This window comes from Leptothrix discophora (genome assembly GCF_030705305.1).
In the GTDB taxonomy this organism is placed as follows: domain Bacteria; phylum Pseudomonadota; class Gammaproteobacteria; order Burkholderiales; family Burkholderiaceae_C; genus Sphaerotilus; species Sphaerotilus discophorus.
Genome location: NZ_JAUZEE010000003.1, coordinates 340,832 through 355,518 on the forward strand (window position 1 = coordinate 340,832; position 14,687 = coordinate 355,518).

Here is a 14,687-nt window from a genome sequence, read left to right on the forward strand (position 1 = left end):
TGTGCTTTGTTCTCGTGTGGGCGGGTGGGTGCGGACCGGCGTGCCGGTCTCAGTCCTCCAGAACCCAGGTGTCCTTCGTGCCACCGCCCTGCGACGAGTTGACGACCAATGAACCTTCCTTGAGCGCGACCCGCGTCAGTCCGCCCGGCACCATCTGGACCGTCTTGCCCGACAGCACGAAGGGCCGCAGGTCGATGTGGCGCGGCGCGATGCCCGAATCCACGAAGGTCGGGCAGGTCGACAGGCTCAGCGTCGGCTGCGCGATGTAGTTCGACGGGTTGGCCAGCAGGTGCTTGCGGAAGTCCTCGACCTCGGCCTTGGTGGCCGCCGGGCCGACCAGCATGCCGTAGCCGCCGGCACCGTGGACCTCCTTGACGACCAGCTCGGACAGGTGGGCCAGCACGTACTTGAGGTCCTCCTCGACACGACACAGGTAGGTCGGCACGTTGTTGAGGATGGGCTTCTCGCCGAGGTAGAACTCGATCATCTTCGGCACGTAGGGGTAGATCGACTTGTCGTCGGCCACACCGGTGCCGATGGCGTTGGACAGCGTCACGTTGCCGCTGCGGTAGGCCGACAGCAGGCCGGGGCAGCCCAGCGTGGTGTCGGGCCGGAAGACCAGCGGATCGAGGAAGTCGTCGTCCAGCCGGCGGTAGATCACGTCGACCCGGCGCGGGCCGCGGGTGGTGCGCATGAAGACGAAGCCGTCCTTGACGAACAGGTCCTGGCCCTCGACCAGCTCGACGCCCATCTGCTGCGCCAGGAAGGCGTGCTCGAAGTAGGCCGAGTTGTACATGCCGGGCGTGAGCACGACCACCGTCGGCTCGTTGACGCCGCCCGGCGCGACGCTGCGCAGCGTCTCCAGCAGCAGGTCGGGGTAGTGCGCGACCGGCGCGATGCGGTGCTGCGCGAACAGCTCGGGGAAGAGCCGCATCATCATCTTGCGGTTCTCGAGCATGTAGCTCACGCCGCTGGGCACGCGCAGGTTGTCCTCCAGCACGTAGTAGGTGCCGCTGCCATCGGCGTTGCCGGCCCGCACGATGTCGATGCCGCTGATGTGCGAGTACACGCCGCCAGGCACGTCCACGCCGATCATCTCGGGCCGGAACTGCGCGTTGCGGGTGATCTGCTCGGCCGGCACGAGGCCGGCCTTGATGATCTCCTGGCCGTGGTAGACGTCGTGGATGAAGCGGTTCAGCGCGTTGACGCGCTGGCGCAGGCCCTTCTCCATCTCGCGCCACTCGTGCGCCGGGATGACCCGCGGGATCAGGTCGAACGGGATGAGCCGCTCGGTGCCCTCGCCGGCATCCTTGTCGCCGTAGACGGCGAAGGTGATGCCGACGCGGCGGAAGATCATCTCCGCCTCCTCCCGGCGGTCCTTCATCATGTCGCGCGGCTGGCTGCGCAACCAGCGGTCGTAGGCCTGGTAGTGCTCGCGCACCGCGGCGCCCTGGGCATGCATCTCGTCAAACATCGTTTTCATGGTCTGGCTCTGTTGGACGGCAGGGGATTAGCAAATTCAAGGCCATCGACGGCAGGCGCATCGGGTTCGATCGGCGCATGCCAGTAGCGGTGTCGGCGCAGGCGCTCGCACCCTTCTGGCGCAGGCCGGTCGTCGTGCGCACTGCGCCAGTGCCAGGCCCCGCACCGATCGGTGCGGATCACCCCGATGCCGTGCACACGATAGCGCGCCATCACGTCCGCCGCCGGGTGACCATACCGATTCAGGTGGCCGGCTTGAACCAGCGCAAGGCGCGGCCGCACCGCATCCAGCCAGGCGTCGGTCGACGAGGTGCGGCTGCCGTGGTGCGGCACCAGCATCAGGTCGGCCCGCAGGGAGGCGGGATCTGCAGCGTCGGGGCTGGCGGTGGCGCGGTCGATCAGCGCCAGCTCCTGCCGCCGCTCGATGTCGCCGGTCAGCAACAGCGTGCGACGGCCCTCGGGCGTTGCCGTGCCGCTGCGCACGCGCAGCACGCAGCTGACCGCGTTGGAGCCGATCCGGCCGGCCTCGCGCGCCACGAGGTCGGCGCCGGTCGGGTGCAGCAGCTCGAAGTCGACGCCATCCCAGCGCCAGCGCAGCCCCGCCGTGCAGGGCTGGTGCGGGGCCAGGCGGCGCAGGGGATGACCCGCTTCGAGCGAACTCAGCAGATGCTGCACCCGCCGGGTGCGCAGCAGCGCCAGCGCGCCGCCCGTGTGGTCGGTGTCGCGGTGCGACAGCACCAGCCGGTCGATGCGGTCATGGCCCAGCGCATCCAGCAAGGGCAGCAGCAGGCGCTCGCCGGGTTCGGCATCGAGCGGCGCCTCGCCAGCCGGGGCTGCCGCTGTCGACGCACCCGGCCCTTCGCCGGCATGACCCGCAACCGCGCTGCCGGCCGGACCGGTGTCGTAGAGCAGCACATGCCGCGCGGTGCGCACCAGCAGCGCCTGGCCCTGGCCGACGTCCAGCGCGATCAGCTCGAACTCGCCCTCGGGCGGCCGCGCCAGCGGCGGCATCAGCAGCGTCAGCGCCATCAGCGCGCCGGTCAGGCGCACGGCGGCAGGCAGCGGCGCGACCACCGCCGCCGCGCCCAGCGCGGCCATCGCCTGCAACCCCGGCGGGGCGGCGCCGGGGTGCCACTCGCCCAGTGGCGTGGCGGCCAGCAGCGCCAGGCCGTCGACACCGGCGGCCGCCAGCGTGCCGGCCAGCGACCAGCAGGCCGGCCAGACCAGCCCGGCCAGCGCCAGCGGCGTCAGCAGCAGCGTCACGACCGGAATCGCCACCGCATTGGCCAGCAGCCCGGCCGGCGCGACCTGGTTGAAGAAGATCAGCGTCCACGGCGCCAGGCCGATGCTGGCGATCCACTGGCTGCGGGCATCGGCGCGCAGCCAGTCCCAGGACCGCCGCAGCGGGCCGGGCGGCGGGCGTGGATGCGCCGGCGGCAGCGCGCCGGCGTGTTCACCGGCAGATTCACCGGCATCTGGGCCGGCCGACAGCGACGACGGCCCGCGCGCCTCGCCGCCCGCCATCAGCAGGCCGACCGCGACGAAGGACAACCAGAAGCCGGCCTGCAGCGCCGCCCACGGGTCGAGCGCCAGCACGACCGCCGCGCCGCAGATCAGCACGCGCGCGGCCGGCCAGCGGTGGGCGCGGTCGCGCAGCCAGGTCCAGGTCGCGAGCATCAGCAGCGTGCGCTGGGCCGGCACGCCCCAGCCGCAGGCCAGCGCATAGAGCAGCGCGGCGAACAGGCCGATCCAGCGCGCCGCACGGGGCGCCGGCCAGGCCCGCATCGCGCGACGGCTGCGGCGCCAGAGCCGGTCGGCCAGCGCCCGGGCGATCAGCGCCCACATCGTCAGGTGCAGGCCGCTCACCGCGAGCAGGTGGGCCGTGCCGGTGGCGCGCACGGCCACCCAGTCGCGCGCGACCACCGACGCCTGGTCGCCGATCACCAGCCCGGCCAGCAGGCCGGCCTGGCGGCGGTCACCCACCTCGGCGCGGATGGCGCGCCGGACCCGGTCGCGCCAGCGGTCGATCGGACCGAGCGGGTCGAACGACGTGCCCTCGTCGGACAGCCGGTGCGGCCGGCGCAGCACGGGCGCATCGTCGGGCTCGCTGGCCTCGCTGGCCTCGCCGCCCGCCCGGCCAGCGCGTTCGCGCACCGTGGCGGTGGCGCGCAGGCCGCGTTCAAACAGCCACAGTTCGCCGTCGGGCAGGTGCGGGTTCATGCGGGCGCGCGGTGCCCTCAGCCTCACCGGCCAGCGCCAGCGCTGCCCGCTGGCCATGGCGCCCCAGGCCGACGCCGAGCCATCGAGCGGCGCATGCCAGGCCAGCCAGAGCCGCTGCGGCAACCCGGCGCCGGGCCGCAGCAGCCGGCCGTCCACGCTGGCGGCCTCGATCTCGACCTCGGCACGCGCACCATCCGGGCGCTGCACCGGCAGGCCGCGCACCACGCCGGTGAGCATCACGACGCGGCCGTCCAGCGCCGGATCGAGCCGGTCGTCCAGCCGCCAGCCGGCGCGCAGGTCGCAGGCCAGCCAGCCGGCCAGCGCCGCCGCCAGCAGCGCCAGGGCCCTCGCGCGACGAGGGTGTCGCCGCCGCCAGGCGCCGGCCGAGCGCAGCCCCCACCCGATCAACACGATGGCGACCAGCAGCAGCGCACGCTCGGCCAGGCTCAGCAGGCGAGCCTGCTGGAGCTGCCAGCCCAGGCCGGCCAGCGCGGCCAGCAGGTGCAGGGGCAGGCCGTGGGCGGGTCCGGGGACGGCGACAGGACCGCGTACGGGAGCAGGAACGGATGGCATGACGGCTCGCCTGGGGGCGCAAGGCTGGCGGAAGTGCCGCGTTAGCATCCCGCTCCTCGCCCGCCGGACGGCACCCCCATCGGGGGGAGACCGCCCCGAACGGCCGGCCCCAGCACAGGCCCATCCCGCTTCTTTTCGCCAGCCACCCCCCCCTCGATCAGAGAGACCCCAGCCATGTCCATCGCCCAACGCCTGCAGGAACTCGGCATCGTCCTGCCCCCGGTCGCCGTGCCGGCCGCCGCCTACGTGCCCTTCGTGCGCAGCGGCAACCTGCTGTTCCTGTCGGGCCACATCGCCAGGCGCGACGGCCAGGTCTGGGCCGGCCAGCTCGGCCGCGAGATCGACACCGCCACCGGTGCGCAGGCCGCCCGGGCCGTCGCCTTCGACCTGCTGGGCACGCTGCAGGCGGCCCTGGGCGACCTGGAAAAGGTGCGCCGCATCGTCAAGGTGATGAGCCTGGTCAACAGCGTGCCGACCTACACCGAGCAGCACCTGGTCACCAACGGCGCCTCGCAGCTGCTGGTCGAGGTCTTCGGCGCCGAGCGGGGTGCACACGCCCGCAGCGCCTTCGGCGTGGCGCAGATCCCGCTGGGTGCCTGCGTCGAGATCGAGCTGATCGCCGAAGTCGCCTGAGGCAGGAACCGCACATGGCCCTGCCCCCCGTCCGCGCCCGTCGACTCTGCCTGCTGGCCGGCCTCGCCGCCTGGGGCAGCGTCGGCGCGGCCTACTACGCCCAGCACGTGCTGCAGATGCTGCCCTGCCCCTGGTGCATCCTGCAGCGCATCCTGTTCCTGCTGGTCGGTGCCGGCCTGCTCGGCCTGGCGCTGCTGCCGGACCTGCGCGACGGCATCCCGGCGCTCGGCCGGCGCGTGCTGGTCGTGCTGACGACCGCCTTCGCGCTGGCCGGCATGGCTGCGGCGCTCTACCAGAACCGGGTCGCCTCGAAGTCGCCGAGCTGCGACCTGACGCTGGCCGATCGCGTCATCAGCGGCCTCGGCCTGGACGCCGCCTTCCCCGAGTTGTTCGAGGTCCGCGCCTCCTGCGCCGATGCGGCGGTCGACCTGTTCGGCGTGCCCTTCGAGCTGTGGAGCCTGGCGCTGTTCGTCGCCCTGGCCGGGGTGACGCTGCAACGCTGGAACAGCCTCTCGACGCGCTGACCGCACCGGGTCGCTGAACAGATCCTGTACGGCCCACACGCATCCCACGAATCGGGGCACCTTCCACACGGAACGGAGGCGCGTGGGCCGCAGGGACCGGCCAGCCGGCGGAGCTATGGTCTACTTCTTTGAGTGTTTCTCACTCATCGTTGCAGGTCGCTTCGTCTCGTGCTGTCCCTTCGTCCTTTCCCGGTTTCTTCACGACTGCAACGCCGCCGCGCCCTCGGGCCGGCGCTGCTGGCGTGCGTCGCCGGCTGGACGGCAGCGCCCGCGCATGCGCAGGTCTACGCCAGTGCGCCAGCCGATGACGCGGCCGCACCGCTGGTGCTGTCGAACTTCGCCAGCGAGGACACGCCCCGGCTGCTGATCGACGCCCCGCCGGCGGCACCGAAGGCCACCCCGCCAGCCGATGCGACGCTGCCGGCCACCGCGCCCCTCGACACCACGGCCCCGGCCGCCCCGCGCATCGCCGGCGCACCCGGCGTGCCGGCCGGCCTGTTGCCCTGGTTCCAGCATGTCGGCCGCGAACACGCGCTGCCGGTGAGCCTGCTGCTGGCGGTCGCGGCGGTCGAATCGGGCTTCAACCCGCGCGCCCGTTCGCCCAAGGGCGCCCAGGGCCTGATGCAGCTGATGCCCGACACCGCCCGCCAGCTTGGCGTGCGGCAGGTCTGGTCCGTCGGCGACAACCTGCGCGGCGGCGCGAGCTACCTGCGCGCGCTGCTGCAACGCTTTTCCGGTGACCTGCCGCTCGCGCTGGCCGCCTACAACGCCGGCGAAGGCGCGGTCCAGCGCGCCGGCAACCGCATCCCTGATTTCGAGGAAACGCGCCTCTATGTCCCGAAGGTGATGGCCTGGCAGCGCCACTACGCCGCCCGCCACGATGCGCCGGCCCCCCGAAGCGCCGCGCTGCTGGCCGATGCCAAAGGGAAACACTCTCCGTGACCGGGGTGACAGCATTTCGTCACGACCGGACGCCATGCTGCGCGCCCGGCCCCCTGGCCGCCACTAACGTTCCGCCCGGGCGCCGCCGCGCCTGAATGCCGACCTTCGCCACGCCCGCCGACCGACCATGCCGCAAGCCCCGATGCCTCACCGCCCCCTCTCCCGCCCGGCCGCACGCCGCCTCGCCCGCGGCTTCACCCTGCTCGAACTGCTGGTGGTGATGGTCATCATCGGCCTGCTCGCGGGCATCGTCGCGCCGCAGTACTTCACCCAGCTCGGCAAGTCCAACGCCAAGGTGGCGCGGGCCCAGATCGAGTCCTTCGGCCAGGCGCTGGACCAGTACCGGCTGGACGTCGGCGGCTACCCCAGCACCGAACAGGGCCTGGCCGCGCTGCGCGCCGCGCCGGCCGACCTGCCGCGCTGGCAGGGCCCCTACCTCAAGCGCGACATCCCGGCCGACCCCTGGGGCCGCCCCTATGTCTACACCGCACCCGGCCAGCATGGCGACTACGACCTGGTGAGCCTGGGCAGCGACGGCCAGCCCGGCGGCGAAGGCGATGCCGCCGACGTCAACAGCTGGTGATGCGACCCCGAGCCCGACGCACGCGATGAACGCTCCGCTCCCCACGTCGAACCCGCGCGCCCCGACGGCGGCGAAGCCGGCGGCCAGGCCGGCCGGCGCGCCGCTGCCCGCCCCACGCGTGGCCAACCCGCGTGGCAGCCTGATCGGTGCCGGCTTGAAAGAGAGCCGGCTCGACGAGGAACAGTTCGCCCACGACCTGGCGCTGATGCTGCGCTCGGGCCTGAGCCTGATCGAATCGCTGCGCACCGTCGCCGAACGCCAGAGCGGCGGTGCGGCCCAGGCCATGAACCGGCTGCTGGAAGCCCTGCGCCAGGGCGAGACGCTGTCGACCGCGCTGCAGGCCAGCGGCCAGTTCAGCACCGCGATGCTGGCCTGCGTGAAGGCGAGCGAGCTGACCGGCGACCTGGGCGATGCGCTGACCCGCTATGCCGCCAACGCGACCCGCCTGCGACAGCTGCGCGGCAAGCTGATCTCGGCCTGCGTCTACCCGGCGCTGCTGGTGACGGTGGCCTCGCTGGTCGTGCTGTTCCTGCTGATGTACGTGGTGCCGCGCTTCGCGCTGGTGCTCGAAGGCGCGGCGCGCGACATGTCGCCGCTGTCGCGCCTGCTGATCGACGTCGGCATGGCGCTGTCGGCCGTGCAGGGCCCGCTGCTGGCCGCCATGGTGGCCAGCGTCGGCCTGCTGGTCTGGGTGCTGCTGCGGGCGGCCCGTGCCGGCCGGCTGGGCTCGATGATGATGAACGCCGCCTCGCGCCTGCCCTGGCTGCGCGGCCTGGTGCGGACCTATGGCCAGGCCCAGCTGTCGCGCACCGGCGCGATGCTGGTGCGCTCGGGCGTGCCGGCGCTGAAGGCGCTGGGCATGTGCCGCGGCCTGCTGTCGGCGGCCGACCAGCCCCGGCTGGACCGCGCGCTGGCCGCCGCCACCGGCGGGGCGCCGCTGGCGCCGTCGCTGCACGACAGCGGCCTGGTCGACAACCTCGGCCTGCGCGTGCTGCGCGTGGCCGAGCAGACCGGCGCGCTCGATGTCGCGCTGGACCGCCTGGCCGACGTGCACGACGCGGTCGTCGAACGCGCCCTCGAACGCCTCGGCCGGGTCATCGAACCGGTGCTGATGCTGTTCATCGGCGGTGTCGTCGGCGGCATCGTCGTGCTGATGTACCTGCCCATCTTCCAACTCGCCGCAAGCATCCGCTGAGCCCCATGGACACCCCCCAAGAGAACGAACGCGGCGACTCCGGCTACACGCTGGAGGACGGCGGCACCGACCTGATGCAGGACCAGGTCAACGTCGTCCAGCAGCGCCTGCTCGAACGCTTCGAGGCCGAATCGCAGATCAGCAGCCAGGCCCATGCCCCCGTGCGCGAGGCCGCCTTCCGGCGCTGGCTCGGCGAGGCCAGCGGCATGCTGCTGGGCGACCTGCGCCAGGCCCGCACCGAGCTGGCCGACTTCACGCTGATCCCGTTCGCGCAGGGCCAGCGGCGCCTGTGCGTGGCGCTGCGCCGGGCCGATCACGCGATCGACCTGGTGCTGGCCGATCCCTTCGACCGCGGCACGCGGCAGTGGATCGAGTCGCGGGTGCGCGAGAGCGGCCACCCGCGCACGCGCTGGTACGTCGCCACCACCGGCGACGTGCAGGCCTTCTACGGCCGGCTGGAGCGCGAGACCCGCGCGCTGGCATCCGACTCCGGCGGCCTGGGCGGCGACGGTGAACGCGGCGACAGCGGCACGCTGGAGCTGTCGCTGGCGCAGATCAGCGCCGACGAGAGCCCCGTCGTGCGCTTCCTCAACGGCACGCTCTACGACGCGCTGCAGGCCCAGGCCAGCGACATCCACCTCGAATGCGGCCCACGCGGGCTGGTGGTGAAGTACCGCCTCGACGGCGTGCTGCAAAGCGTCAGCCGGCCCGAGGGCCGCGAGTTCGCCGACCGCGTGATCTCGCGCCTGAAGGTGCTGGCCGACCTCGACATCTCCGAGCGCCGGGTGCCGCAGGACGGTCGCCTGAAGCTCAGCCGCGCCGGCCGCGAGATCGACGTGCGCGTCTCGATCATGCCCAGCAGCTACGGCGAGGACGCGGTGCTGCGGATCCTGGACCGCTACCAGCTGGCGGCCGACCAGGCCCTGTCGGTCGACCACCTGGGCTTCGATGACCACGCGGCCAGCTTCATCCGCCGGCTGGCGCAGATGCCCTACGGCCTGCTGCTGGTGACCGGCCCGACCGGCTCGGGCAAGACGACCACGCTGTACGGCGTGCTCTCGGAGATCCACACCGGCCAGGACAAGATGATCACGATCGAGGACCCGGTCGAGTACCAGCTCCCCGACGTGCTGCAGATCCCCGTCAACGAGGCCAAGGGACTGACCTTTGCGCGCGGCCTGCGCTCGATCCTGCGCCACGACCCGGACCGCATCATGGTCGGCGAGATGCGCGATGCCGAGACCGCGCAGATCGCCGTGCAGGCCGCCCTGACCGGCCACCAGGTCTATGCGACGGTGCACGCCAACAACGTCTTCGACGTCATCGGCCGCCTCGCCAGCATGGGCGTGGACCCGTACAACCTCGTGGCCGCGCTCAACGGCGTGGTCGCGCAGCGCCTGGTGCGGGTGATCTGCCCGCACTGCACCGAGCCGGTCAAGCCCGACCTGGAGCTGCTGACCGCCAGCGGCCTGGACGAGACGGTGTTCGACCAGCCCTGGCGTTTCCAGCGCGGCCGCGGCTGCAGCCACTGCCGCGGCACCGGCTACAAGGGCCGCCGCGCGATCGCGCAGACGCTGGCCCTGGACATCGAGCTCAAGAGCCTGATCGCCGAACGCGCCAGCCCCTCGCTGCTGCGCGCGGCCGCCGAGAAGCGCGGCCTGATCACGCTCAGACAAGCCGCCCTCGCCTTCGTGAAGGCCGGCGTCACCACCCTGGAGGAAGCCAATCGTGTCACTGCGGTTCAAGAGTGAGCTGCGCCTGAACCTGCGCATGCGCAGCTGCCAGGCCGAGCTGCTGCCGCCCGGGTGGAACAGCGTCCCGTCGGCCGTTGCCAGCGGCTCCGGCGAGGGCGCGACCGCGCTGTCGGCGGCGCTGTCGGCGCTGCGCCTGGCCGACATCCAGGAACTGCCACGCCAGGCCGCGCTGACGGTCGGCGACGAGTACCTCTACTACCAGCTGCTGGACGCCGATCTCGGCTGGGGACAGGCGCTGCAGGAGGCGACGATGCGCTTCAGCGCCGACCTCGGCCGCGACGACCTGCGCGTGCAGGTCGTGCCGCTGCAGCAGGGCGAGCGCTGGCTGGCGGTGGCCGCCCCCGAACCCGATGTGCAAGCCTGGAGCGAAGCGCTGGCCCTGTCGGGCGTGCAGCTGCAGAGCCTGCATGCCGCGCTGGTCGAGGACCTGCGCCGGCTCGCGCCGCAGATTCCCGAGAACGACGCCGTGCTGGCGCTGCTGCGCGAGGAAGGCATGTCGCTGGTCCACATCCGCGACGGCGTGCCGGCGCAGCTGGCCTGGGAACGTTTCGAGGCCGCCGATGCGGTGACCATGGAGCAGCGCCTGCGCGCCTTCGTGCGCAGCGTGCCCAAGGCCGATGAATGCGTCGTCTACCTACTGCCCGAGAGCCAGGCGCTGTGCCGCTATGTCTGGGGCGGCAGCCAGGCCGGCGCGATGCAGGGCCAGGCGACCGGCCTGGTGCCCGCGCCGCTGGACGGCATGCCACGCCCGAGCGCGATGCCGCTGGGCGCGCGCGGCGCGGCCGCGTCGCTGGCCGGCTCGGGCGGCACGGGCTCCGCGGCATCGTCCAGCGCAGGAGGTGCGGCATGAAGCGCATCCACAGCCTGGACCTCCTGAACGAACGGCGCACCCCCTGGGGCGGCTGGGCGCTGGCCGCCGTCGGCCTGCTGGTGGCGGGCGCAGCCGCGCTGCCGCTGTGGCCGCTGCGGGCCGACATCGAGGCGCGCAACCAGGCGCTCGGTGCCGAACGTCGCGCCAGTGCGGCCGCCGATGCGCCGATCGAGCTGAGCCCCGCCGACCGGCGCCGCCAGACCCAGGCGCGCCGGCTGCTGGTGCAGCTGGACGCGCCCTGGAACGAACTGTTCAACCTGCTGGAGCAGAACGCCGACAGCCAGGTCGGCCTGCTGCGCCTGGAGCCCGACGCCGCCAGCGGCCAGATCCGCGTGATGGCGATGGCGCGCAGCCTGGGCGCGATGGCCGGCTGGCTGCGCCGGCTCGAACAGGACCCGCGCCTGGCCGACGTGCAGATCCTGCAGCACCAGGTCGAGGACCAGCTGCCTGGCCGGCCGGTGCGTTTCAACCTCGTGGCCCGCTGGCGCGGTGCGGCCGGCGGTGGCGCGACGCCGCGCCAGTCGGCCGAAGCCGACGCCGCCAGGCCGGACGCCGGCCCGCTGCGCACCGCCGCCGCGACCGATCCGGCGGCGCCGCTCACCAACCCGGGAGCCACGCGATGAGCGAACCCCTGCATCCGCTGCCGGCGTCCACCCGCTCCGTACCGGCCGCCCTGCGCCGCCTGGCCGTGGCCTGGCGCCTGCACGTCGGCCGACCCGGCCTGGTCGGTCTCGCCGGTCTGCTGGTGGCGCTCTACCTGGTCGGCATCGAGGCCCCGTCGCTCAAGCAGCGCCAGGCCGAGCTGGCCCAGCGCCTGGCGCTGCAGCAGGAAGAAGCCGCCCGCACGCCGGCCACCCGCAGCCGTCCGGCCCGGCTGGCCGCTGTCAGCAACGCGATCGCGCTGCTGGAAAGCCTGCCGCCGCCGAGCCAGCGCGGTGCCGACCTGACCCGCCTGGTCGAACTGGCCGTCCAGCAGAAGGTCGAGCTGGCGCGCGGCGATTACGCCGTCGAGCGCCTGGACGGTACGGCCGACGCCGCCGTGCTGGGCGACGAGGCGATCTCGCAGTGGCGCCTGCAGCTGCCGGTGCGCGGCAGCTACGCGCAGCTGCGCCGCTTCGCCGCCGAGATGCTCAACACCATGCCGCACGTCGCGCTCGACGGCCTGCAGATCGACCGCCCGGACACCCAGCAGGCCGACCTGGAAACGACGCTGCGCATCACCTTCTTCTATCGGGGGCGTGCATGACCACGGCGCAACCGCAGAAGAAGACCTGGCTGTGGGCCGCCGCCGCCGCGGTGCTGGCCTGGTCGGGCTGGATCGTCCTCCAGGGTGACGACACGGTCGAGCCGGTCGCCAAGGCCGATCGCGCCAACCGCCGTCCCGCCGCGCCAGCCGAACGCCTGAGCGCGACCGGACCGGGCACGGGCGGCGTCATGGCCGCCGCGTCGGCCAGCGTGCCGGCCGCCGCCGCGTCATCGGCCAGCCCGACGGCGACGGCCGCCCGGCTCGATCCGCGTGCCCAGGCCGATGCCTTCGGCGCCCGCAGCTTCGAGCCGCCGCCCCCGCCGCAGCCCAAGGCCGCGCCGGCGCTGGCCGCGCAGCCCGCACCGCCCCCGCCACTGCCGGCCGCGCCCGCAGCGCCACCGCCGCCGGCCCTGCCCTACAAGTTCGTCGGCATGCTCGAGACGCTGCCCAGCGCCAAGCCGCAGGTCTTCCTGTCGGTGGGCGACAAGCTGCTGGTCGCCGGCCCGGGCGATGCGCTCGAGGGCGGCTTCCGCCTCGAATCCATCAAGCCCACCGAACTCGTCTTCATCCACGTGCAGCAGGGTGTGACCGTGCGCATGCCCCTATCCGGAGCTCCCTCGTGAAGAGTAACTTTCGCCGCCCCCTGACCCGGCTGACCCTGGCCTGCGCCGTGGTGCTGTCGGGCTGCGCCGCCCAGCGCGTGCACGACGACGGCCTGAACGCCCTGTCCAGCGGCCGCACCGAACAGGGCCTGCAGCAGCTGCGCAAGGCCAGCGAGCTGGAGCCGGGCAATGCCCGCTACCGCATCGACTACCTGTCGCAGCGCGCGCTGGTCACGCACCAGCTCAGCAGCCGCGCCGACGATGCCCGCAGCGCCGGCCAGCTCGACGATGCCGCCCGCCTCTACCGCGAGGCGCTGGCACTCGATCCGGTCAACGAACGCGCGCTGCGCGGCCTGCAGTCGGTGCAGGACCAGCGCCGCATCGACGGCGTGCGCAACCAGGTCGACGGCTTCCTCAAGAGCAAGCAGAACGAGCAGGCGCTCGAAGCCGTGCGGCGGGCCCAGCGCGAGCTGCCCAACCGCCTCGAGCTGACCGCGCTGGCGCGCCAGGTCGACGAGCGCATGGAGGCCGACCGGGTCGAGCGCGAACGCACCGCTGGCCTGGAGGCCGCCTTCAAGCGTCCGGTGACGCTGCAGTTCCGCGATGCCAACGTGAAGATGGTGTTCGAGGCGCTGTCGCGCACCGCGAACATCAACATCATCCTGGACCGCGACGTGCGCGCCGACCTGCGCACCACGATCTACGTCCAGAACGCCTCGGTCGAGGACACGCTGGACCTGATCCTGCTGCAGAACCAGCTCGACAAGCGCGTGCTCAACGGCAACACGCTGTTCATCTACCCGGCCACGGCGGCCAAGCAGCGCGAGTACAACGAGCTGAAGGTGCGCAGCTTCCAGCTGAGCAACATCGAGGCCGCCCAGATGGCCACGATCATCAAGACCATGCTCAAGACGCGCGACGTCGTCACCGACGCCAAGACCAACTCGCTGGTCATGCGCGACACGCCGGCGGCCATCGCGGTGGCCGAGAAGCTGATCGCGGCCAACGACGTGCCCGATCCCGAGGTGATGCTGGAAGTGCAGGTGCTGGAGGTCTCGGCCGACCGCACCTCCAACCTCGGCCTGAAGTTCCCCGACAGCTTCACGCTGTCGACCCCGACGACCGCCACCACGCTGGGCGACCTGCGCGGCCTGACCAGCAACGACCTCAGCGCCAGCGGCCTCAGCCTGGGCCTGAACCTGCTGCTGCAGGACACCGACACCAACATCCTGGCCAGCCCGCGCATCCGCGCCCGCAACAAGGAAAAGGCGCGCATCCTGGTCGGCGACAAGGTGCCGGTGATCACCAACCTGATCTCGCCGCAGCAGAACGGCACCAACTCGGTCATCACCGGCTCGGTGCAGTACGTGGACGTGGGCATCAAGCTGGAGGTCGAGCCCCAGGTCTACAGCGATGCGGACGTCGGCATCAAGATCAACCTCGAGGTCAGCAACATCGCCAAGACGATCACGACCGCCTCGGGCGTGGCCTACCAGATCGGCACCCGCAACGCGACCACCGCGCTGCGCCTGCGTGACGGCGAGACCCAGGTCCTCGCCGGCCTGATCAACGACCAGGACCGCAGCACCGCCAGCAAGCTGCCGGGCCTGGGCCAGCTGCCCGTCCTGGGCCGCCTGTTCAGCTCGACCAACTCGTCGGGCGGCAAGACCGAGATCGTGCTGTCGATCACCCCGCGCATCGTGCGGGCGACGGCCACGCCCGAGGCACGCCTGGGCGAGGTCTGGTCGGGCACCGAATCGACCGTGCGTGACCGGCCGCTGCGCATCGACCCGATCGGCTCGGTCCGCGCCGGTGCGGCCACCGGTGGCACGGTCGGCGGCAACGCCGCAGGTGCCGGCTCGACAGGCGCTGCGGGTGCCGGACGCATCACCGGCCCGGCGCGCGCCAGCCTGCCGACCCGGCGCGTGCCTGGCCCGGCCGGTGGCGCACCCGCGGCCGTCGCGCCCAGCCCTGCCCCCGTCGACGAGGCACCGGCCGAGGCACCGCCGGCGACCGAGGAAGAGACCGCACCGGTCGCGCAGTGACGACCGTGCGCACCGGA

At 72.8% G+C, this 14,687-nt stretch carries 13 protein-coding genes; 11 read left to right on the plus strand and 2 right to left on the minus strand.

Features of this window, described 5'->3' with window-relative positions:
* Positions 1–49: 49 nt before the first annotated feature.
* Together Q8X39_RS07805 and Q8X39_RS07810 are read right to left on the minus strand one after the other, a co-directional pair.
* Positions 50–1,483 (minus strand): circularly permuted type 2 ATP-grasp protein, encoded by a 1,434-nt coding sequence (locus tag Q8X39_RS07805; protein ID WP_305749085.1) that lies wholly within the window; start codon positions 1,481–1,483, stop codon positions 50–52.
* Positions 1,480–4,275: a ComEC/Rec2 family competence protein gene (locus Q8X39_RS07810; RefSeq protein WP_305749086.1), complete on the minus strand. Its 2,796-nt coding sequence runs from the start codon at positions 4,273–4,275 to the stop codon at positions 1,480–1,482. Before Q8X39_RS07810 ends, Q8X39_RS07805 begins: the two co-directional genes overlap by 4 nt.
* A 174-nt stretch (positions 4,276–4,449) precedes the next feature.
* Here Q8X39_RS07810 and Q8X39_RS07815 point away from each other — a divergent pair, with 174 nt between their 5' ends.
* The 11 genes from Q8X39_RS07815 (at position 4,450) to Q8X39_RS07865 (ending at position 14,670) form a co-directional block, all read left to right on the plus strand.
* Positions 4,450–4,908, plus strand: a complete 459-nt coding sequence (locus tag Q8X39_RS07815) for a RidA family protein (protein WP_305749087.1) — start codon at positions 4,450–4,452, stop codon at positions 4,906–4,908.
* A 14-nt stretch (positions 4,909–4,922) separates the two neighbouring features.
* Positions 4,923–5,432 (plus strand): disulfide bond formation protein B, encoded by a 510-nt coding sequence (locus tag Q8X39_RS07820; protein WP_305749088.1) that lies wholly within the window; start codon positions 4,923–4,925, stop codon positions 5,430–5,432.
* 168 nt (positions 5,433–5,600) lie between these two features.
* Complete coding sequence (locus tag Q8X39_RS07825; protein WP_305749089.1) at positions 5,601–6,374, plus strand: lytic transglycosylase domain-containing protein; 774 nt, start codon at positions 5,601–5,603, stop codon at positions 6,372–6,374.
* Positions 6,375–6,516: 142 nt separating this feature from the next.
* On the plus strand, positions 6,517–6,957 hold the full coding sequence (gene gspG / locus Q8X39_RS07830) for a type II secretion system major pseudopilin GspG (RefSeq protein ID WP_305749090.1): 441 nt from the start codon (positions 6,517–6,519) through the stop codon (positions 6,955–6,957).
* A gap of 25 nt (positions 6,958–6,982) precedes the next feature.
* Entirely contained in the window at positions 6,983–8,152 is a 1,170-nt protein-coding gene (locus tag Q8X39_RS07835) for a type II secretion system F family protein (RefSeq protein WP_305749091.1), read from the plus strand.
* Between the two features lie 5 nt (positions 8,153–8,157).
* Positions 8,158–9,903 (plus strand): GspE/PulE family protein, encoded by a 1,746-nt coding sequence (locus tag Q8X39_RS07840; RefSeq protein ID WP_305749092.1) that lies wholly within the window; start codon positions 8,158–8,160, stop codon positions 9,901–9,903.
* Positions 9,881–10,756, plus strand: a complete 876-nt coding sequence (locus tag Q8X39_RS07845; RefSeq protein WP_305749093.1) for a hypothetical protein — start codon at positions 9,881–9,883, stop codon at positions 10,754–10,756. Before Q8X39_RS07840 ends, Q8X39_RS07845 begins: the two co-directional genes overlap by 23 nt.
* On the plus strand, positions 10,753–11,400 hold the full coding sequence (locus tag Q8X39_RS07850) for a PilN domain-containing protein (protein ID WP_305749094.1): 648 nt from the start codon (positions 10,753–10,755) through the stop codon (positions 11,398–11,400). Before Q8X39_RS07845 ends, Q8X39_RS07850 begins: the two co-directional genes overlap by 4 nt.
* Entirely contained in the window at positions 11,397–12,023 is a 627-nt protein-coding gene (locus tag Q8X39_RS07855; protein ID WP_305749095.1) for a GspMb/PilO family protein, read from the plus strand. The genes Q8X39_RS07850 and Q8X39_RS07855 overlap by 4 nt, the downstream gene beginning before the upstream one ends.
* A complete protein-coding gene (locus tag Q8X39_RS07860; protein ID WP_305749096.1) occupies positions 12,020–12,646 on the plus strand; it encodes a hypothetical protein in 627 nt (208 codons plus the stop codon). Before Q8X39_RS07855 ends, Q8X39_RS07860 begins: the two co-directional genes overlap by 4 nt.
* Entirely contained in the window at positions 12,643–14,670 is a 2,028-nt protein-coding gene (locus tag Q8X39_RS07865) for a secretin N-terminal domain-containing protein (RefSeq protein WP_305749097.1), read from the plus strand. Before Q8X39_RS07860 ends, Q8X39_RS07865 begins: the two co-directional genes overlap by 4 nt.
* Positions 14,671–14,687: the final 17 nt, after the last annotated feature.